Genomic DNA, 18,636 nt, shown 5'->3' with positions numbered 1-18,636 from the left:
CGATCAGTCGACAATGATGTGTCGACTGAAGCGACGAACGCCCGGAGCCATAACGGAGGGCGGTGGCCCGCAGGGCCGGATGAGGGGCGGCGCAACTCTGCGCGATCTCCTAAAAGTATCAACGCCGCATGCTGATCGCGACCCGGCTTATCTCGCCCTCAACAATCGTCTCCACTCCATCTATAGTCATCCCGCAGTGCAAACGCGTATTGCACCGCAGCGTCGAATTATTCGCGGCCACGCGTCTTCGACTGTTCTATCGATTTACTGACATCGTGAAGATGGCTAGCCTTCCCCTCGCATTCTGCCAGAGGGAACATCATGAACTGGACTGAAAAGGACAAGAAACTGGGTATGGACCGCGCCATAACAAGGCGCGATTTCATGGACGGCGTGGCGATGGCGATCGGCGGCGCGGTGGCCTTGCGCGCCATGGGCCCCGGCCAGGCACGCGCGCAAGCTGCCGCCACCGCCTACCCGCCTGCCGCTGCGGAGCTGCAGGGGCAGACCGACACTGCCCAGAATGTCATGCATGCCGTCCGCGACGGCACCTACTGGTCCGACGCCGGCCCGGTCACGTCGAGCGCCGAGAGCTACGACCTCGTCGTCGTCGGTGCCGGTATTTCGGGCCTTGCCGCCGCACATGCCTTCCGCAAACAGGCCGGCCCCGACAAGCGTGTGCTGATCGTCGATCCGCTCGCCGATTTCGGCGGCCACGCCAAGCGCAACGAATTCACCGCTTCGAATGGTTCGAAGCTGATCGGTTATGGCGGCAGCCAGTCGATGCAGACGCCGAGTTACTTCAGCCCCGCCGTCAACGCGCTGCTCGCCGACATCGGCATCGAGCCCAAACGCTTCGAAACCTTCTACGATCAGAAATGGTCCGATGATCGCGGCCTGTCGGGCGCCATCTTCTTCTCCAAGGAGCAGTGGGGCGAGGACAGGCTGGTGATCCGCAAGGGCAAGCCGGCCGAATGGGTGGCCAACACACCGCTCAACGACAAGGCCAAGGCCGACCTGATCCAGCTTATGGAAGCGCCCGGCGACTATCTGCCCGGCCTAAACAGCGAGCAGCGCCTGCAGAAACTGTCGGAGATCACCTACAGGGCGTTCCTGCTCGACCATGCCAAGGTCGACCCGCAAGTCGCTGACTATTTTGCCACCTCGACCAATGGCTATTTCGGCGTCGGCATCGACACTGCGAGCGCACTCGACGCGCGCGCCAACGGAAATCCGGGTTTCGACGGTATGGATCTCGGCGAGGCTGTGTCGAAATACAACAGCCCGTCCGGCCGTCTCGCCTTCACCGACCCCGACGACTACATCTACCATTTCCCCGACGGCAATGCCGGCATCGCCCGTGCTCTTGTACGCGCGCTGGTGCCAGGCGCGCTTGCCGGCACGACAATGGAGGAGCTGGTTACCGAAACCGTCGACTATTCAGCCCTCGACAAGCCGGAAAACGCTGTCCGCATCAGGCTGAATTCGACAGTCGTCAAGGTCGCGCATGATGGCGCCCCAGGCAGCGCCAGCTCGGTTACCGTCACCTATGCCGACGCCGCAGGCAAGCCGGTCAGCATCAAGGCCGGGCACGTCGTGCTCGCCTGCTGGCACCGGGTCATTCCCTATCTCACCGACGAACTCGGCACTGAGCAGACAGCTGCCCTCAACGACCAGCAGAAGGTGCCGCTGATCTACACCAACGTCCAGCTGCGCAACTGGGAGGCCTTCGACAAGCTCAAGATCGACGGTTTCAGGGCGCGCGGCGATTTCTGGAGCGGCGCCGACATCGATTACCCCGTCTCGATGGGCGCCTACAAATTCGCCGACAAGCCTGAGGATCCCGTCATCTTGCACCTCTCCAAGGTGATGACCAGCCCGGGCCTTGCCCCGCGCGAACAGGCGCTGGCCGGGCGGCGGGCAATGATGGCGCTGAGCTTCGAGGAGATGGAGCGCTCGATCCGCGACCTGCTCGGCCGCGCCCTGTCAGGCGGCGGCTTCGACCCGGCCCGCGACATCGAGGCCATCACCTGCAATCGTTGGTCGCACGGCTACGCCTACGAATACATGCGTCCGGGCGACGGCTTCTGGCCCGACGGCCCGCTGCCCATCGAAGCCGCGCGCAAGCCCTGGGGCCGCATCTCGATCGCCAATGCCGACAGCGGCGCTTACGCCTACGCCCATTCGGCGATCGACCAGGGCGTGCGTGCGGTACGGGATCTGCTGGGGACGCCTGAAGGAGCGCCCGACTATGCCCGCTTCCCGGGGCCTCCGGCGGAGAAGATCGGGCTCTAAAGCGGGCGATCGACGCTTTATCCTTCTCCCCGTTCACGGGGAGAAGGTGGCCCGCAGGGCCGGATGAGGGGCAGCGCAAACCAGCTCTTAAATGTCGTGTCAGCCATCACGGATACGCAAGATGAGTGGGCTCTATCGCTACCTCCCAAACCGCATCACCCAGTTCACCTCCCACGTTTCGCCACTATCCCTGGACATCGCCTGTTCCCAGCGCGGTTCCTCCCCGCCAGTCCAGAGGAACCGCACGCGCACCGGCACACCGCCCTCGACATCGTCGCCATAGAAGATGCCACGCCCGTCCTCGAACCTCCCGATCGTCGGCGGGAACAGCCGATAACTCTTTGTGTCGCTCCAGTAGATCGACCACAGCCCCGTCTCCGGGTTGTAGAGCCTGAGCGTCATGCCGGTGAAGCCGCGCTCTGGCACCGTCATCTGGTCGAGATTGCCGCCGAACGTGCCGTCGGGTGCCTGCATCACCTTTTCGATGTGCGAGAACGCGGTGAACGTCTCCCATTCGGTGGAACCCACCAGCCGCGCGCGCAGGCGTTCGTTGGTCACCGTCCAGTCGCCGATCAGGAAATCGAAATCGTCAAAGCCGCTCATGCCATCCTCCCATTGGTTTGCCCAGGAATAGCAGACCCCTGCTGACAGGCTTCTGTCAGCAACTGCCCGCGAAGGCCGGCAAGCGATGGCTTGACCTTGCCGGCACCTCGGGCTCATCTGCCGCCGCGATCCCGCCACAGCTTCCGCGTAACGCCCGCCCCATGAAATTGCTCACCGCCCTTCTTGCCCTGGCCACCCTCTCCGCCTGCGCCTCCCGTGCGCCGGTGCCGCCAGCGCCCGTCGCCGCCCCACCTGTTGCCGTGCAGCCCGTCGTCGAGCCGCTGCCGGCAGGTGTCAAGCCGCTGACGGTCGAGCAGGACGAACAGATTTCGCAGGGTTGAGCGGGGATGAACTTGCTCCGCAGGCTGCTTCGCTTTTTTCTGCTTGGTATCGTTCCTTCGCACCCCCCCCTTCTGGCCTGCCGGCGTTCGATGCTCGAAAAGCCAAGCAATTGGCTTTTCGTCCGCTGCGCGGACCTCATCGCACCCCCCCACAAGGAGGGAGATTAGTCGCGTCGCCGGCGGCGCAAGTCCTGCAAGATTGCGGGGATTCAGCTTACTGTCTCGGCGATTGGGCGCGGCGACGATGACAGCGTGATCTCCCTCCTTGCGGGGGAGATGGCCGGCAGGCCAGAGGGGGGTGCGAAGGAACGCAAGCCCTCAGAATCTGCGTCTAGCGCAAGCAGCCCTTGCCAGCGAACGCGGTAGCGATAAGCTCGGCCCATATCCACGGAGGCCGCGAAAAACATGGCCAAGGGCATGGTCGAGGGCGAGAAGATCGATGTCGGCTTTTCCGGTCGTCGCTGCATCCACTCGCGCAATTGCGTTCTCGCCAATCCTCATGTCTTCGAGCCCAATGCGCCGGGCGAATGGATTCACCCGGACGCGGCGTCTGTCGAGCAGATCGTGGCGATCGCCGAAAGCTGTCCTTCGGGCGCCCTCACCTATCGCCGCCGGGATGGCGGGCCGGCTGAGGCGCCGCCGGTGGTCAACACGGTTCGCATCCGCGAGAACGGGCCGCTGGCCGTGCATGCCGAAATCGTCTTCAACGGCGAGACCTTCCATCGCGCCACCTTGTGCCGCTGCGGTGCCTCTGAGAACAAGCCGTTCTGCGACGGCAGCCACACCAAGACCGGCTTTGTCGCCACCGGTGAGCCGGTGTTGAAGCAGTCCCAGCCGCTCGCTGCCCGGGATGGGCCGCTGGTCGTCACGCCGCAGCCCAACGGCAACCTCAAGCTCGAGGGCAATGTCGAGATCGTCACCGGCACCGGCCACACGATCGACCGCGCGACAAAAGTCTGGCTTTGCCGCTGCGGCCAGTCGGCCAACAAGCCCTGGTGCGACAACACCCACAAGCGCGTGTCGTGGTCGACGGAAGGTCGATGACAAGCCAACGATTTGGCTTGGCAAACGGCTAAGCGCCCGTAGCCACAGCGGAGGGCAGGCTTCATTGCATGACGTGCTGAGCTGAGCCGGTCGTTTCATCAGGCTGGCCAATTTTGCTTTGCAGGCGATATCGGCTAAGCGGAACGGAACTCACGAACGCCGGAAGCCCAGCGCATGCACGCCAGCCATCCTCTCTATCTCGGTATCGACACCGGCGGCACTTACACCGACGCCGTATTGTGGTCCGAGGCGCTTGACCCGCAGGGCAGGGTGCTGGCCAAGGCCAAGTCGCTGACCACCCGCCACGACCTGGCGGTTGGCATTTCGGGCGCGGTCGACGCGGTGCTGGACAAGGCTGGCGTCAACCCCGCCGCCATCAAGCTGGTGTCGATGTCGACGACGCTTGCCACCAACGCTTTGGTCGAGGGCCAGGGCGGGCGCGTGGCGCTGGTCATGATCGGCTTCTCCGAGGCTGACCTCGCCCGCGACGGGCTGAAGACCGCGCTCGGCACCGATCCGCTGGTGCTGTGCGAGGGCGGCCATGACGTCCACGGCAACGCCCGCACGCTTGATCTCGGAGCCCTCGAAGCGGCCTTGCCAGAATTGGCGAAATCCGTCTCGGGCTTCGCCGTCTGCGCCTATTTCGCCACCCGCAACCCGGCTCATGAGACCGCCGCCCGCGACCTTATCCGCGAGGCGACGGGCATGCCAGTCACCACCAGCCACGAGTTGTCGGCCAAGCTCGGCGGCCCGCGCCGGGCCCTGACCACGCTGCTCAATGCCCGCCTGATCTCGATGATCGACCGCCTCGTCGCCGCGACCGAAGGGTTCCTCGACAAGCGCAAGATCAATGCGCCCTTGATGGTGGTGCGCGGTGATGGCGCGCTAGTGTCTGCCCAATTCGCCCGCCAGCGGCCGATCGAGACAATCCTGTCCGGTCCCGCTGCCAGCCTCGTCGGCGCCCGTCACATGACCGGGCTCGACAATGCTGTCGTCTCCGACATCGGCGGTACCACCACCGATGTCGCCGTGCTCGACCATGGCCGCCCGCGCCTCGACCCCGAGGGCGCCACCGTCGGCGGCTTCCGCACCATGGTCGAGGCTGTCGCCATGCGCACCTTCGGCCTCGGTGGCGATTCCGAGGTGTCGCTGGAGGAAGGCGGGCTGAAGCCGAAGATGTCGCTCGGCCCGCGCCGCCTGGTGCCGCTGGCGCTTGCCGGCATGGTCCATGGCGAGGCGGTCTCGGTGGAGCTGGAACGCCAGCTGCGCGCCCCCAATCCCGGCCGCATGGATGGCCGTTTTGCTGTGCGCACCGGCGTGCCCGAGCAACTGGCGGCAGGGTTGACCGCGCCGGAGGCAAAGCTCTACGACCAGATTACCGGCGTGCCGCAGCCGATCGACCGCCTGCTCACCTCCAACGCCCAGAATGCCACGCTCAATCGGCTGGTGTCGCGCGGGCTTGTCCATGTCTGTGGCTTCACGCCTTCGGACGCCGCTCATGTGCTTGGCCGCCAGGCCAATTGGGACGAGGCGGCGGCCAGGCTCGGCGCCGAGCTGTTCGCCCGCAAGCGCGACGGTCGCGGCCAGCCGGTCGCGGCGAGCCCGGAGGCGATTGCCGAACGCGTGCTGGCGACGTTGACCCGCCTGTCGGCGGAGGTGATCCTCGAAACCGCCTTCGCCGAGGATGGGCTCGACGGTGCTGCAACCGTGGCACACGCCCTGGTACAGCGCGCCGTCGACGCCCATCCTGGCATCGCTCGCTTCACGGTCGCGCTCGACCGTCCGGTCATCGGTCTCGGCGCCTCGGCCCCGCTGCATTATGCCGGCCTGCCGCCGCTGGTCGGTAACGAATGCGTGGTGCCTAGGGATACCGACGTCGCCAACGCGCTGGGGGCGGTTGTCGGCCAGGTCCGCGTGACGGCCGAGGCCCGCGTCAGCCAGCCCAAGGAAGGTCTGTTCCGCGTCGCCGTCGGCGAATTGTTGCGCGATTTCACCGACGAGGAGGCGGCGATGGCGCTGGCGGAAGCCGAAGCGCGCGCCATAGTTGGCGCGAGGGCTCGCGATGCCGGCACCGATGCGGCAGAGGTCGAAGTGACTGTCGATCTCAAAGTCTCGACGGTCGAAAGCCAGCGCATGTTCATCGAGGCGCATGTGCTTGCCACCGCCAGCGGCCGGCCCCGGATCGCGGTTTGACGGCTAAATCGATTTGCAGCGGCAATGGCCGTAAATCATTGCTGCCTTGCAACATTCGACGAATTGACCGTGCGCGTTTTGCATGCCAAACGCCCGAAAACTTTATTTAGAACGCCCCTGCGGCGCCGGAATTCTGGAGCGCATCTCATGACCGATACTGTCTCCCTTCATGGCCTTTCTGTTGCGCGCGAGCTCCACGACTTCGTGGTCGCGGAGGCTCTGCCAGGGACGGGTGTCGATGCGGAGGCCTTCTGGGAAGGTTTCGCCGCGATCGTGCATGATCTGGCGCCGAAGAACCGGGCGCTGTTGGAAAAGCGCGACGACTTCCAGCTCAAGCTCGACGCCTGGTACCGCAAGCATGGCGCCCCGCACGACATGGCGGCCTACAAGGCGTTCCTGAGCGAGATCGGCTATTTGGTCCCCGAGGGTCCAGCCTTTGCTGTCACCACCGAGAATGTCGATCCCGAGATCGCCACCGTCGCCGGGCCGCAGCTGGTCGTGCCCGTCATGAATGCGCGTTATGCGCTGAACGCCGCCAATGCGCGCTGGGGTTCGCTCTATGACGCGCTCTACGGCACCGATGCGATTTCCGATGCTGACGGTGCCGAGAAGACCAAGGGCTACAATCCCAAGCGTGGCCAAAAGGTCATCGCCTGGGCCAAGGCGTTCCTGGATCAGTCAGCACCGCTGGCTCAGGGCAGCTGGAGCGACGTGACCGGGCTGTCGATTGTCGACGGCAAGCTCGTGCTGGCCAATGCGTCTGGTTCGGTTGCACTGGGCGACGGCAAACAATTCGCCGGCTATCGTGGTGCTGCCGGCAATCCCGATGCGGTGCTGCTGGTCAAGAACGGCCTGCATGTCGAGGTGGTGGTCGACAGAGACAGTGCGATCGGCAAGACAGATCCGGCCGGCATTTCGGACATGATCCTGGAGTCCGCACTCACCACCATCCAGGACTGCGAGGATTCGGTCGCAGCAGTCGACGCCGAAGACAAGGTCGCCGTCTACCGCAACTGGCTCGGCCTGATGAAAGGCGATCTCGCGGAAAGCTTCGACAAGGGCGGCAAGCTTGTCACCCGCAAGCTCAATGCCGACCGTGCCTACACCGGTGCTGATGGCAAGACCGTCTCGCTGCCCGGCCGCTCGCTGATGCTGGTGCGCAATGTCGGCCACCTGATGACCAATCCCGCGATCCATGACCGTGACGGCCACGAGGTGCCCGAAGGCATCATGGATGCGGCAATCACCGCTTTGATCGCCCTGCACGACGTCGGTGCCAAGGGCCGTCGCATGAACTCCCGCGCCGGCTCGATGTATGTGGTCAAGCCGAAGATGCATGGCCCCGAGGAAGTGGCCTTTGCCGTCGAGATCTTCGACCGCGTCGAGCGCCTCGTCGGCATGCCCAGAAAGACCATCAAGATGGGCATCATGGACGAGGAGCGGCGCACCACGATCAACCTCAGGGAATGCATCCGTGCCGCCAAGGAACGCGTGGTGTTCATCAACACCGGCTTCCTCGACCGCACCGGCGACGAAATCCACAGCTCGATGGAAGCCGGCCCCATGGTGCGCAAGGGCGACATGAAGCAGGCGCCATGGATCAATGCCTATGAGGCGTGGAACGTCGACACCGGGCTCGAATGTGGCCTGTCGGGCCATGCCCAGATCGGCAAGGGCATGTGGGCGATGCCCGACCTGATGGCAGCGATGCTGGAGCAGAAGATCGCTCACCCCAAGGCCGGCGCCAACACCGCTTGGGTGCCGTCGCCGACGGCGGCGACGCTTCATGCCACCCACTACCACAAGGTCGACGTGCACCAGGTGCAGGATCAGCTGAAGAGCCGGCCCAAGGCGCGGCTCGACGACATCCTGTCGGTGCCTGTGGTCGTCCGTCCCAACTGGACGCCCGACGAGATCCAGCGTGAGCTCGACAACAATGCGCAGGGCATCCTGGGTTATGTCGTGCGCTGGATCGACCAGGGCGTCGGCTGTTCCAAGGTTCCCGACATCAACGACGTCGGGCTGATGGAAGACCGCGCCACCTTGCGCATCTCGTCCCAGCACATCGCCAACTGGCTGCGCCACGACGTCTGCTCGCACATCCAGGTGATGGATTCGCTGCAGCGCATGGCGGCGATCGTCGACCGGCAGAATGTCGGCGATCCGCTCTACAAGCCGATGGCGCCGGAGTTCGACCAGTCGACCGCCTTCCGCGCTGCCTGCGACCTCGTCTTCGAAGGCCGCGCCCAGCCCAACGGCTATACCGAACCGGTCCTCCACAAGCGCAGGCTCGAACTCAAGGCGAAGGAACGGGGCTGATCATTGCCAACGGAATGCTAAGCAGTCCGTGGTAGCCTATCTCGTATGACAGCGTTTCTTCACGCTCCCCTCTGCCCTGCCGGGCATCTCCCCCACAAGGGGGGAGATCAGGCCTTCATGCCCGCCTCAGCTAATCAACTGCGACGCAAAGGAAACTTCTTAAGACCTTGCAGAGCGCGCGGTAGGCAGCACTTGCTGATCTCCCCCATCGTGGGGGAGATGGCCGGCAGGCCAGAGGGGGGCGCGAAAGAGCTCGCCATACCCGCAAGGTACTGGGCATCATGATCCTGCTCGCCATCGACTGTGCCGCCAGCCTCTGTGCCGCCAGCGTCTACGATGTCGGCGCCGGCCGCGAGCTTGGTCGCTCCGTGCGCGACCTCGGCAAGGGCCATGCCGAGCATCTGATGGCCGTCATCGACGAGGCGTTGGCGCAGGCCGGCAAGACATATTCCGACCTCGGGCGCATTGGCGTTTCCATCGGCCCCGGCTCGTTTACCGGCGTGCGGGTTGCTGTATCGGCGGCGCGTGGCTTCTCGCTGGCGTTGAAAATCCCGGCAGTCGGCGTGACGACGCTGGAGGCATTGGCGGCCGAAACGCGCGCGGCGCTGGGGCCATGCAAGGTGCTTGCTGCCCTTGATGCCGGGCGTGCGGAACTGCATGCCGCCGTCTATGATGAAAACGGACAAGCGGTTCATGAACCGGCGGTCCTCACGCTCGATGAGGCCGAAACCATCGCCGCAGCGGAAACGATGGCGCTGGCCGGCACCGCGGCGAAGCTGATCGCCGGCGCTGCCGCCGGCATGGACATCACATTAGGGCCCGTGTCGGCCACCGCCGACATCGGTACCTATGCCCGTATCGCCGCCGGCAAGGCTGGCGATGGCGAGCGGCCGAAGCCGATTTATCTGAGAGCACCGGATGCCAAGCCGCAGGCTGGCTTCGTGCTGCCTAGGGAACAGAAATGAAACTGCCGTTCTGGCCGCTGAAGCGCGACTACGCCCTCGAACTCCTGACCATTGGCGACAGCGCCGCCATCGCTCCCTTGCATCGCGAGGATTTCGTCAGGCCCTGGTCGGGCGAAGAGTTTTCGGCACTTCTCGAACAGGACACGGTGTTCGGCTTTGCCGTCCGCGAGATCGGTCATGGCGCCGAGGCCCCCGCCGGTTTCGTGCTCGCCAGGCTTGCGGCGGGCGAGGCGGAAATCCTGACGATTGCGGTTTCGCGGTCGCACCGCCGCCATGGCCTCGGCTGGCGGCTGATGGATGCCGTGCTGCGCGAACTGCACGCCCAGCGCGCCGAAGCGCTGTTCCTTGAGGTCGACGAGACCAACGCGCCAGCGATCGGTCTCTATCGCAAGTTCGGTTTCCACGAGGTCGGCAAGCGTCCGAACTACTATCAGTCGGCGCAAGGGGCGACGGGCGCGCTTGTCATGCGGCTCGATCTTCGCTAGCCAGAGGCCCGTTCGGGGGCTTTGAGGGCTACATGATCGGAAAAATCCGCACAGGGCTCGCGCTCTTCTGGATGGTAGCGGCCTCGCTGGTGCTGGTGCCGCTGCAGGTGATCTCGATGAAGACCGGCCTGTGGCCGGAAACCGTGATCCTAAAGATCTGGCACCGCGCCATGCTCAAGGCGCTGGGCATGCGCGTGCATGTCGTCGGTGAGATGGTGAAGACCCGACCGCTGATGATCGCCTCCAACCACATCTCCTGGACCGACATCATGGCGATGGGGTCGCGATTCGACGTCACCTTCATCGCCAAATCGGAACTGAACGGCTGGCCGATCTTCGGCTTCCTGTCGCGGCTGCAGCGCACCGTCTTCATCGAGCGCGAACGCAAGCGCAAGTCGGGCGACCAAGCCAGCGAAATTGCCCGGCGCCTTGCCGCCGGCAACGCCATGGTGCTGTTTGCCGAAGGCAGCACCGGCGACGGCAACATGCTGCTGCCGTTCAAGAGCACGCTGTTCGGCGCAGCCTCGATGGCAATCGCCGAAGGGGCCGCCGAACATGTCGTCATCCAGCCGGTGTCGATCGCCTATACCCGCATCCATGGCATTCCGCTTGGACGCCAGCATCGCCCGCTTGCCAGCTGGATCGGCGACATGGATCTGGTGCCGCATGTCGGTCAGCTGCTCGCCGAAGGCGGGCTCGACGTCGAGATCCGCTTCGGCGAGCCGATCGACTTTTCCGCCAGGTCGAGCCGCAAGGAAGCGACGCGGCTGATGGAAGAGCGCGTCCGCGACATGATGCAACAGTCGCTCGGTCAGCCGCTGCCGGTGCGCTGAGCATCCGCCGGTCAACAGGCCTCGTGGCCCTTCGAAAGGTGCAGGCTGGGCCAACGCAAACAGACAAAAACCCCGACCGGAGCCGGGGGTCTGATTGTTTGCTGTCGATCAGAACCTCTTGATGAGGCCTATCCGGATCATGTGAAGGTTGTCGGACACGTCATAAGTTTCATCGAAACCATCGGTTTCGATGTGGGAGCCAAAGTCCGAGTAAGCATAGTCCAGGCGCCCGACCCAATCTCCCGCGAATGCATGCTCGATGCTCGCGCCGATCGTGAATCCTGCACGGGCACCGTCTCCGAAGATCGAGGAGTCAGGATCAGGCTCGCCGTTCACGCCGCCGTCTATGTCGCCATAGCCATAGTCGATGTCGGCAACGATTACACCGGCCCGGGCAGTGATAAGGGTCCGGTCAATGGCGAAACCAAGACGGCCTGCCAGACTGCCGTACAGTCCATACTCGCTGCGGGCAAAGTAGTCATCGCCATCTGGAAACCAGAAGTCATCCTTGGCACCGAGATAGCCAACCTCGCTTTCCACACCAAAGACCAACTGATCTCTTTGCCAGTTGTAGCCGGCTACGGCTCCCACGGCAAAACCCTTGGGGCTGAGGTCGGCTCTATCTTCGGGCGCGGACCCATCGAAGCCGTTATCGCTGATCGCGGAAGAGTCTCCAGTTCCATAACCGAGCAACACGCCGGCATAGAACCCTGACCAGTTGTACGTAGCGGAGCCTGCTTCGGGTGCCACGCTGTCGGCAGCACCAGCTGCGGTTACGATTGCCAGCATCGCCACAGTTGCCGCAAGAATCTGTCTCATCGAAAAGCCCCCACAACTCAAGCTGACCTAGATGTACATACCTGCGTGGTTGAGAGAAAGCGTTTGCTTTCTCACAGGTTGCAAAGGGGCGATGATTGTTGCTTTCCTGCCACATCAAGTTCCGTCGGCAGTTGCTGCATGTGAGCCTCAGCGGTCTTGCCTCGCGGGAGGTCGCGCTGCCACGTCCTCCATCTAGGGCTGGCGACCCAAACCGTCTGTTTTTTGCCTGGGAAAAGCGCTAAGAGGCGCCGCATGGAAATCGACGATATCGCTGAAATCAATCCGGCCGGCACTGCCGCCGCCGCAACGGGCGCTGCCAGGAAGGTCTTCATCAAGACCTATGGCTGCCAGATGAATGTCTACGACTCGCAGCGCATGAGCGATGCGCTCGCTGCCGATGGCTACGCCGCGACCGAGACCATCGACGACGCCGACCTGGTGTTGCTCAACACTTGCCACATCAGGGAAAAGGCCGCCGAGAAGGTCTATTCGGAGCTTGGCCGCCTGCGCCAGCTCAAAGCCGAGCGGGCCGAGGCCGGGCGCGAGATGATCGTTGGCGTCACCGGCTGCGTCGCCCAGGCCGAGGGTCGCGAGATCATCCGCCGTGCTTCGGCGGTCGATCTCGTCGTCGGGCCGCAGACCTATCACCGCCTGCCCGAGGTGGTGAAGAAGGCACGCGGCGGCCAGAAGGTGGTCGAGACCGAATATGCGCTCGAGGACAAATTCGAGCACCTGCCGCAGCCGCGCAAGGCCGAGGTCGCCCGCCGTGGCGTCACCGCCTTCCTGACCGTCCAGGAAGGCTGTGACAAGTTCTGCACCTTCTGCGTGGTGCCCTATACCAGGGGCTCTGAGGTGTCGCGCTCGGTCGCCCAGATCGTCACCGAGGCCGAAAGGCTGGCCGAGGCCGGCGTGCGCGAGGTCACCTTGCTTGGGCAAAACGTCAACGCCTGGCATGGCGAGGGCGCCGACGGCAAGGAGTGGGGGCTTGGCCGCCTGCTTTACCGGCTCGCGGAAATCCCCGGCATTGCCCGGCTGCGCTACACCACCAGCCACCCGCGCGACATGGACGACGAGCTGATTTCAGCCCATCGCGACCTGCGCGCCCTGATGCCCTATCTGCATCTGCCGGTTCAGTCTGGCTCGGACCGCATACTCAAGGCGATGAACCGCAGGCATACTGCGGTTGATTATCTCAAGCTGATCGATCGAATCCGCGCTGCCCGTCCCGACATCGCCATGTCGGGCGATTTCATCGTCGGTTTTCCCGGCGAGACGGATGCCGATTTCGAGGCTACAATGGAGATCGTGCGCCAGACCAATTACGCCTCGGCCTACACGTTCAAATATTCGCCGCGTCCCGGCACGCCGGGCGCCGACATGGACGGCCATGTCGAGGAAAAGGTCAAGGACGAGCGCCTGCAGCGGCTGCAAAAGCTGATCACCGAGCAGCAACACGCCTTCGCCGACGGGCTGGTCGGACAGACGATTTCGACGCTGATCGAAAAGCCGGGTCGCCAGCCTGGGCAGATCGTCGGACGGTCGCCATGGCTGCAGCCGGTTATTGTTGATGAAAAGGCCGGCGAAATCGGTGACATTGTTGATGTGCGAATCACGAAGACAGGCACCAACAGCCTGTTCGCCGAGGCGGTCTGATCGGCCGTACGGCAGATGAGGAGAGACGGTTGAGCGCTGCTGAACTCAAGAACCTGCCCTCCGGGGCGTCTGACATGGCGCACATCGTACTGACCTTCGACAACAACAAGCTAGCCAGTGCGCTTTATGGCCAGTTCGACGAGAACCTGGCCCGTCTCGAACAGAAACTCGGCGTCGACATCCGCTCGCGCGGCAACCAGCTGACCATCAAGGGCAGCGCGACTGCTGCCGAGCAGGCGCGACGGGCGCTCGATCATCTCTATGCCATCCTGCAGAAAGGCGGCGAAGTGGCGCAATCCGACGTAGACGGCGCCGTGCGCATGGCGGTTGCTCCCGACGACCAGCTGACGCTGCCGACGCTGGAGCGCAAGGGCAAGATGGCCGCCGCCCAGATTTCGACCCGCAAGCGCACCATCTATGCCCGCTCGCTCAACCAGGACGCCTATATGCGGGCGCTGGAGCGCGCCGAGCTCGTCTTTGGCATTGGCCCTGCCGGTACCGGCAAGACCTATCTGGCGGTGGCACATGCCGCCATGCTGCTCGAGCGCGGCATGGTCGAGCGCATCATCCTGTCGCGTCCGGCGGTCGAAGCGGGCGAACGCCTTGGCTTCCTGCCCGGCGACATGAAGGAAAAGGTCGATCCCTATCTGCGCCCACTCTATGACGCGCTCTACGACATGATGCCGGCCGACAAGGTCGAGCGCGCCATTGCCGCGGAAGTGATCGAGATCGCGCCGCTGGCCTTCATGCGTGGCCGCACGCTGGCCCATTCGGCCGTCATCCTCGACGAGGCGCAGAACACCACCTCGATGCAGATGAAGATGTTCCTGACCCGTCTCGGCGAGGGCTCGCGCATGATCATCACGGGCGACCCGACGCAGATCGACTTGCCGCCCAACACCAAGTCGGGCTTGGTCGAGGCGCTGCGCATCCTCGACGGTGTGCCGGGTGCTGTGACCGTGCGCTTCAACGACGCCGACGTCGTTCGCCATCCGCTGGTCGCCGAGATCGTCAGAGCCTATGACCGCGACGGCAAGGTCGCGCGCGGCCTTGGCACCGAGGGTTGATCGGGAAAAGTTTTGGTCATGCCTGACAAGAAAACACCGGCGTCCGCCGTTGCGGCGGGCGCTCTCGACATTGACTTGATGATCGAGGAAGGCGGTTGGCCGAACGAAGATACGCTGCGCGCAATCGTCGACCGGGCGGTGCCTGCTGCCTTGGCCGAGGCAGAGGTCAAAATCGTCGACGGCGTCGAGCTCAGCCTGGTTTTCACCGACGACGACGCCATCCAAAGCCTCAACGCGGAATGGCGTGAAAAGGACAAGCCGACGAACGTGCTGTCCTTTCCGGCCTTCCCGATGGCTCCGGGCGACGCTTTGCCGCCGATGCTCGGCGACATCGTACTTGCCTACGAGACGGTGAAGCGCGAGGCCGAGCTTGAAGGCAAGCCGCTCGAAAACCACATAACCCACCTCATAATCCACGGACTCCTGCACCTTTTGGGGTATGATCACGAGACCGACGAGGAGGCCGAGGAAATGGAGGCGCTTGAACGCCAGGCGCTGGCGAGGCTTGCCATTCCCGATCCCTACGCGTAACAGGGACGAACAACGACCGGACGACGATGAACGACAAGCAAGAGACTGCCGCCACGCCCGACACGGGAACCGCGGCAAGGGCCTCCGACCAGACCGAGGACGGACCTAGTAGCAGTGCGCCGTTACAAGCGACGCACGACCCCCAGGCCGAGCGGCCAACATTCATCGAGCGGTTGAGCCGGTTTTTCCGCCACCGCAGCAACGGCACCAATATCCGTGAGGAAATTGTCGATGCGCTGGCCGAAACCGGCAGCGACGTCGATTCGTTTTCGCCCGGCGAACGTGCCATGCTCAACAACATCCTCCGGCTCCGCGAAGTCAGGGTCGAGGATGTCATGGTGCCGCGAGCCGACGTCGAGGCGATCGAGCTGTCGACGACCCTCGGCGAATTGCTTTCGGTGTTCGAGCAGTCGGGCCATTCGCGCATGCCTGTCTATGTCGAGACGCTCGACGATCCGCGCGGCATGGTCCACATTCGCGACGTGCTGGCTCACATCACCCGTGGCGCGCGTGTCAAGAAGGGCAGGGCGCGCAAGACGCAAGCCGCCGACATGCAACTGGATCTCGCCCAGGTCGACCTTAAGCGCACGATCGGCGACCTCAACCTGATCCGCACGGTGCTGTTCGTGCCGCCGTCGATGCTGGCCTCCGACCTGATGAGCCGCATGCAGGCGACGCGCACCCAGATGGCGCTGGTCATCGACGAGTATGGCGGCACCGATGGTCTCGTCTCGCTCGAGGACATCGTCGAGATGGTCGTCGGCGACATCGAGGACGAGCATGACGACGACGAGCCGATGATCACCCAAGCCGGCGATGGCGTTTATGTCGTCGACGGCAAGGCCGAGATCGAGGAAGTCGCCAAGGTTCTCGGCGAGGAGTTCTCGCCCGGCGAACACAGCGAATATGTCGACACCATTGGCGGCATGATCTTCAACGCCCTCGGCCGCGTGCCGGCGCGCGGTGAAGTGGTGCAGGCGATCCCAGGCTTCGAGTTCCATGTGCTCGACGCCGATCCGCGCCGCGTCAAGCGCGTCCGCATCGTCCACAGCGTCAAGAGCGAGCGCCGCCGTCGCGCCAAGGCTGAACAGGCGTGAGCCTGTTCCCGCCGGGCGGTCCGCCATTTGGTGCCGCCCTGCGGTGCTGCTACACCTTCGATCCGTGATTCTGCGACGAGGGCACGGATGGAGCGTCATGCTGGGCGGATAATTCTGCTGTGGGGATGGAAAAGGGCGCTTGTCGCCTTTGTGGCCGGCGCCTTTGCCGTCCTCGGTCAAGCGCCTTACGATTTCTTCGCCGCCTGCTTCGTCTCGTTCCCGATCCTGGTCTGGCTGCTCGACGGCGCCGTCGCCGACAGGCCGGCGGGTTTCATCCGCCGCCTCATGCCGGCCTTTTCCACCGGCTGGTGGTTCGGCTTCGGCTATTTCCTCGCCGGCCTGTGGTGGGTCGGCGGCGCATTGCTGGTCGAAGCCGAGAGTTTTGCCTGGGCGCTGCCTTTCGCCGTCGTCGGCATCCCTCTGATCCTGGCTTTTTTCTACGGCTTCGCTGCCGCGCTGGCGCGGCTGTTGTGGAGCGACGGCATTGGCCGCATTGCAGCGCTTGCCTTCGCCTTCGGCCTGATCGAGTGGCTGCGAACCTTCCTGTTTACCGGTTTTCCGTGGAATCCGCTCGGCTTCGCGGCCATGCCCGTGCCTCTGTTCATGCAGAGCGTGACGATTGCAGGCGTCACCGGCATGAACGTGCTGGCGGTCTTCGTCTTTGCCATGCCGGCGCTGCTCGCCGACCGGCGTAACCTCAAGCTCGGCACAGCCCTTGCCGCAGTGCTGGTCGCGGCCCATGCCGGATATGGCTATTTCAAGCTGTCCAGGCCGGCACAGCCTGCCGGGCGGACGCTCAATGTCCGCGTCGTTCAGCCCAACATCGACCTCAGCGAAAAATGGGATGGCCGCGTCCGCGACCGCATCTTTGCCAGCATGCTGCAGCTCTCGGCCGAGGCGCCCCAGCCGGGAGCGAAAAAGCCGGACCTGATCATCTGGCCCGAAACCTCGGTGCCGTTCCTGTTCACCGAACGGCCGGATGCGCTGGTGGCGATCGGCGACATGCTGGGCGACGGCCAAACCTTGATGGCCGGCACAGTGCGCGCCGAAGGCGAATCGGTAGCCGGCGCCGACACCCGCTATTACAATTCCGTCGTCTCCATCAACGACAAGGGCGAGATCGTCGATGCCATCGACAAGGTCCATCTCGTACCCTTCGGCGAGTACATCCCTTTCGCCGGACTGATGGAGCGGATCGGGCTGACGCAGCTCGTCGCCGGGCCGATGAACTTCTCCGCCGGCACCGACCGGCGACCGCTCGAGCTGCCCAGCGGCATCAAGGCATCAGCCTTCATTTGTTATGAAATTATCTTTCCCCGCATGGTTGCAGTTGACGCAGCGTCAACTGGGATTATTGTAAACGTGACCAACGACGCATGGTTTGGCGACACTCCGGGCCCCTACCAGCATTTCCGGCAGTCGCAGGTCCGCGCGGTCGAAAACGGGTTGCCGGTCCTGCGCGCGGCCAACACAGGAATTTCCGGCATTGTCGACCCGAGCGGGCGAGTTGTGGATGCACTTGCGATGAATGTTCGCGGCACCATCGATGTCTCGCTTCCGGTGGCCGCTATTGGCGCTGCCTCGCCGCCGTTTTCGCGCGTTAACGCTTTCCTGATCATGTTGTTGATTGCCGTAGCGGCAAGTGGCTTGAAGCTCAGACAGAGGCTCAGGGCGAATTGACACTGCGCTTGTTAGAAACTCATATGTCGCCGCGCAGCCAGAAGCTGTGCCAATCAACGTCTGCACCCGGACGCAATAAACTGCCCTGAATGGGGTGCCTGCCCAAATAATAAGCTGGAAAAATCCGGCGAGGAAAGACAGTGGAAAAAGAGAACAAGAAAAAGCCAAATCCGACCGACGTCTACGTCGGCGGACGCATTCGCCTGCGACGCAATATGCTTGGAATGAGCCAGGAGAAACTTGGAGAGAGCCTCGGCATTACTTTTCAGCAAATCCAGAAATATGAAAAAGGAACAAATCGTGTCGGAGCGAGTCGCCTTCAGGCCATCGCTTCCATCCTGAGCGTTCCGGTTGCTTTCTTCTTCGAGGACGCCCCCGGCGCCGAGGGCGGCGAGCACAAGGGGCTGTCGGAAGATTCGTCCACGTCTTTTGTGGTCGATTTTCTCTCGAGCGCCGAAGGCCTCCAGCTCAACCGCGCTTTTGCCCGGATTTCCAACCCCAAGGTTCGGCGCAAGGTTATCGAGTTGGCTAAGGTCCTGGCCGACGACGAAGACCAGTAGCAGCGCAGCGTTGCGCGTCCCGCCGGATGCGCGAGCCGCGCCCCGACTGCCCGAAAATCGCTTCTGATCTTCGGGCCGATGCGCGAGTGCGACGGCGATGCGCCGTCGCAACTCCCTTGCATTAACAGCGCTTCCGCGATGAAGCCTGCTT

At 63.8% G+C, this 18,636-nt stretch carries 16 protein-coding genes; 14 read left to right on the top strand and 2 right to left on the bottom strand.

Annotated features, from left to right (window positions below; all coding sequences use genetic code 11):
• The first annotated feature begins 321 nt into the window (after window positions 1-321).
• Entirely contained in the window at window positions 322-2,295 is a 1,974-nt protein-coding gene (locus H5P29_RS00250; RefSeq protein WP_154384714.1) for an NAD(P)-binding protein, read from the top strand.
• Between the two features lie 138 nt (window positions 2,296-2,433).
• On the opposite strand, the gene H5P29_RS00245 is transcribed toward H5P29_RS00250, so the two are convergent.
• Window positions 2,434-2,898 carry a hypothetical protein gene (locus tag H5P29_RS00245; protein WP_067954485.1) on the bottom strand — a complete coding sequence of 155 codons (465 nt, stop codon included), beginning with the start codon at window positions 2,896-2,898 and terminating at the stop codon, window positions 2,434-2,436.
• A 161-nt stretch (window positions 2,899-3,059) separates the two neighbouring features.
• On the opposite strand from H5P29_RS00245, the gene H5P29_RS00240 reads away from it, so the two are divergent.
• The 7 genes from H5P29_RS00240 (at window position 3,060) to H5P29_RS00210 (ending at window position 11,078) form a co-directional block, all read left to right on the top strand.
• A complete protein-coding gene (locus tag H5P29_RS00240) occupies window positions 3,060-3,239 on the top strand; it encodes a sugar transporter (protein ID WP_154384715.1) in 180 nt (59 codons plus the stop codon).
• Between the two features lie 405 nt (window positions 3,240-3,644).
• Window positions 3,645-4,283: a CDGSH iron-sulfur domain-containing protein gene (locus tag H5P29_RS00235; RefSeq protein WP_154384716.1), complete on the top strand. Its 639-nt coding sequence runs from the start codon at window positions 3,645-3,647 to the stop codon at window positions 4,281-4,283.
• Window positions 4,284-4,457: 174 nt separating this feature from the next.
• On the top strand, window positions 4,458-6,476 hold the full coding sequence (locus H5P29_RS00230; RefSeq protein WP_154384717.1) for a hydantoinase/oxoprolinase N-terminal domain-containing protein: 2,019 nt from the start codon (window positions 4,458-4,460) through the stop codon (window positions 6,474-6,476).
• A 147-nt stretch (window positions 6,477-6,623) separates the two neighbouring features.
• Window positions 6,624-8,795: a malate synthase G gene (locus tag H5P29_RS00225; protein ID WP_185910218.1), complete on the top strand. Its 2,172-nt coding sequence runs from the start codon at window positions 6,624-6,626 to the stop codon at window positions 8,793-8,795.
• A gap of 281 nt (window positions 8,796-9,076) precedes the next feature.
• Entirely contained in the window at window positions 9,077-9,760 is a 684-nt protein-coding gene (gene tsaB / locus H5P29_RS00220) for a tRNA (adenosine(37)-N6)-threonylcarbamoyltransferase complex dimerization subunit type 1 TsaB (RefSeq protein ID WP_154385959.1), read from the top strand.
• Window positions 9,757-10,245 (top strand): N-acetyltransferase, encoded by a 489-nt coding sequence (locus tag H5P29_RS00215; protein ID WP_154385958.1) that lies wholly within the window; start codon window positions 9,757-9,759, stop codon window positions 10,243-10,245. Before tsaB ends, H5P29_RS00215 begins: the two co-directional genes overlap by 4 nt.
• Window positions 10,246-10,277: 32 nt before the next feature.
• Window positions 10,278-11,078 (top strand): 1-acyl-sn-glycerol-3-phosphate acyltransferase, encoded by an 801-nt coding sequence (locus H5P29_RS00210; RefSeq protein ID WP_154385957.1) that lies wholly within the window; start codon window positions 10,278-10,280, stop codon window positions 11,076-11,078.
• Between the two features lie 108 nt (window positions 11,079-11,186).
• Here the strand turns inward: H5P29_RS00210 and H5P29_RS00205 are convergent, their stop codons facing one another.
• Window positions 11,187-11,897, bottom strand: a complete 711-nt coding sequence (locus tag H5P29_RS00205; RefSeq protein WP_154385956.1) for an outer membrane protein — start codon at window positions 11,895-11,897, stop codon at window positions 11,187-11,189.
• A gap of 252 nt (window positions 11,898-12,149) precedes the next feature.
• Here H5P29_RS00205 and miaB point away from each other — a divergent pair, with 252 nt between their 5' ends.
• The 6 genes from miaB (at window position 12,150) to H5P29_RS00175 (ending at window position 18,485) form a co-directional block, all read left to right on the top strand.
• On the top strand, window positions 12,150-13,550 hold the full coding sequence (miaB, locus tag H5P29_RS00200; protein ID WP_154385955.1) for a tRNA (N6-isopentenyl adenosine(37)-C2)-methylthiotransferase MiaB: 1,401 nt from the start codon (window positions 12,150-12,152) through the stop codon (window positions 13,548-13,550).
• Window positions 13,551-13,624: 74 nt separating this feature from the next.
• Complete coding sequence (locus H5P29_RS00195) at window positions 13,625-14,617, top strand: PhoH family protein (RefSeq protein ID WP_371746544.1); 993 nt, start codon at window positions 13,625-13,627, stop codon at window positions 14,615-14,617.
• A gap of 18 nt (window positions 14,618-14,635) precedes the next feature.
• Entirely contained in the window at window positions 14,636-15,148 is a 513-nt protein-coding gene (gene ybeY / locus H5P29_RS00190) for an rRNA maturation RNase YbeY (RefSeq protein ID WP_154385954.1), read from the top strand.
• Between the two features lie 26 nt (window positions 15,149-15,174).
• On the top strand, window positions 15,175-16,245 hold the full coding sequence (locus H5P29_RS00185; protein ID WP_154385953.1) for a hemolysin family protein: 1,071 nt from the start codon (window positions 15,175-15,177) through the stop codon (window positions 16,243-16,245).
• An 87-nt stretch (window positions 16,246-16,332) separates the two neighbouring features.
• Window positions 16,333-17,925 (top strand): apolipoprotein N-acyltransferase, encoded by a 1,593-nt coding sequence (lnt, locus tag H5P29_RS00180; protein ID WP_154385952.1) that lies wholly within the window; start codon window positions 16,333-16,335, stop codon window positions 17,923-17,925.
• A 140-nt stretch (window positions 17,926-18,065) separates the two neighbouring features.
• Window positions 18,066-18,485, top strand: a complete 420-nt coding sequence (locus H5P29_RS00175; RefSeq protein WP_067954459.1) for a helix-turn-helix domain-containing protein — start codon at window positions 18,066-18,068, stop codon at window positions 18,483-18,485.
• The last annotated feature ends 151 nt before the right edge of the window (window positions 18,486-18,636 follow it).

The sequence above is a fragment of the Aminobacter sp. MDW-2 genome, from assembly GCF_014250155.1.
Taxonomy (GTDB): Bacteria; Pseudomonadota; Alphaproteobacteria; order Rhizobiales; family Rhizobiaceae; genus Aminobacter; species Aminobacter ciceronei.
Note: the sequence above shows the minus strand (reverse complement) of the source record. Positions and strands in the feature narration are given on the sequence as shown.

What these genes read in the sequence shown, in the direction of transcription:
- H5P29_RS00210 (WP_154385957.1), top strand. Translation starts at nt 10,278, where the DNA reads ATGATCGGAAAAATCCGCACAGGGCTCGCGCTCTTCTGGATGGTAGCG.
- H5P29_RS00240 (WP_154384715.1), top strand. Translation starts at nt 3,060, where the DNA reads ATGAAATTGCTCACCGCCCTTCTTGCCCTGGCCACCCTCTCCGCCTGC.
- H5P29_RS00185 (WP_154385953.1), top strand. Translation starts at nt 15,175, where the DNA reads ATGAACGACAAGCAAGAGACTGCCGCCACGCCCGACACGGGAACCGCG.
- H5P29_RS00195 (WP_371746544.1), top strand. Translation starts at nt 13,625, where the DNA reads ATGGCGCACATCGTACTGACCTTCGACAACAACAAGCTAGCCAGTGCG.
- H5P29_RS00205 (WP_154385956.1), bottom strand. Translation starts at nt 11,897, where the DNA reads ATGAGACAGATTCTTGCGGCAACTGTGGCGATGCTGGCAATCGTAACC.
- H5P29_RS00250 (WP_154384714.1), top strand. Translation starts at nt 322, where the DNA reads ATGAACTGGACTGAAAAGGACAAGAAACTGGGTATGGACCGCGCCATA.
- H5P29_RS00235 (WP_154384716.1), top strand. Translation starts at nt 3,645, where the DNA reads ATGGCCAAGGGCATGGTCGAGGGCGAGAAGATCGATGTCGGCTTTTCC.
- H5P29_RS00225 (WP_185910218.1), top strand. Translation starts at nt 6,624, where the DNA reads ATGACCGATACTGTCTCCCTTCATGGCCTTTCTGTTGCGCGCGAGCTC.
- H5P29_RS00230 (WP_154384717.1), top strand. Translation starts at nt 4,458, where the DNA reads ATGCACGCCAGCCATCCTCTCTATCTCGGTATCGACACCGGCGGCACT.
- ybeY (WP_154385954.1), top strand. Translation starts at nt 14,636, where the DNA reads ATGCCTGACAAGAAAACACCGGCGTCCGCCGTTGCGGCGGGCGCTCTC.
- H5P29_RS00245 (WP_067954485.1), bottom strand. Translation starts at nt 2,898, where the DNA reads ATGAGCGGCTTTGACGATTTCGATTTCCTGATCGGCGACTGGACGGTG.
- miaB (WP_154385955.1), top strand. Translation starts at nt 12,150, where the DNA reads ATGGAAATCGACGATATCGCTGAAATCAATCCGGCCGGCACTGCCGCC.
- tsaB (WP_154385959.1), top strand. Translation starts at nt 9,077, where the DNA reads ATGATCCTGCTCGCCATCGACTGTGCCGCCAGCCTCTGTGCCGCCAGC.
- H5P29_RS00215 (WP_154385958.1), top strand. Translation starts at nt 9,757, where the DNA reads ATGAAACTGCCGTTCTGGCCGCTGAAGCGCGACTACGCCCTCGAACTC.
- lnt (WP_154385952.1), top strand. Translation starts at nt 16,333, where the DNA reads ATGGAGCGTCATGCTGGGCGGATAATTCTGCTGTGGGGATGGAAAAGG.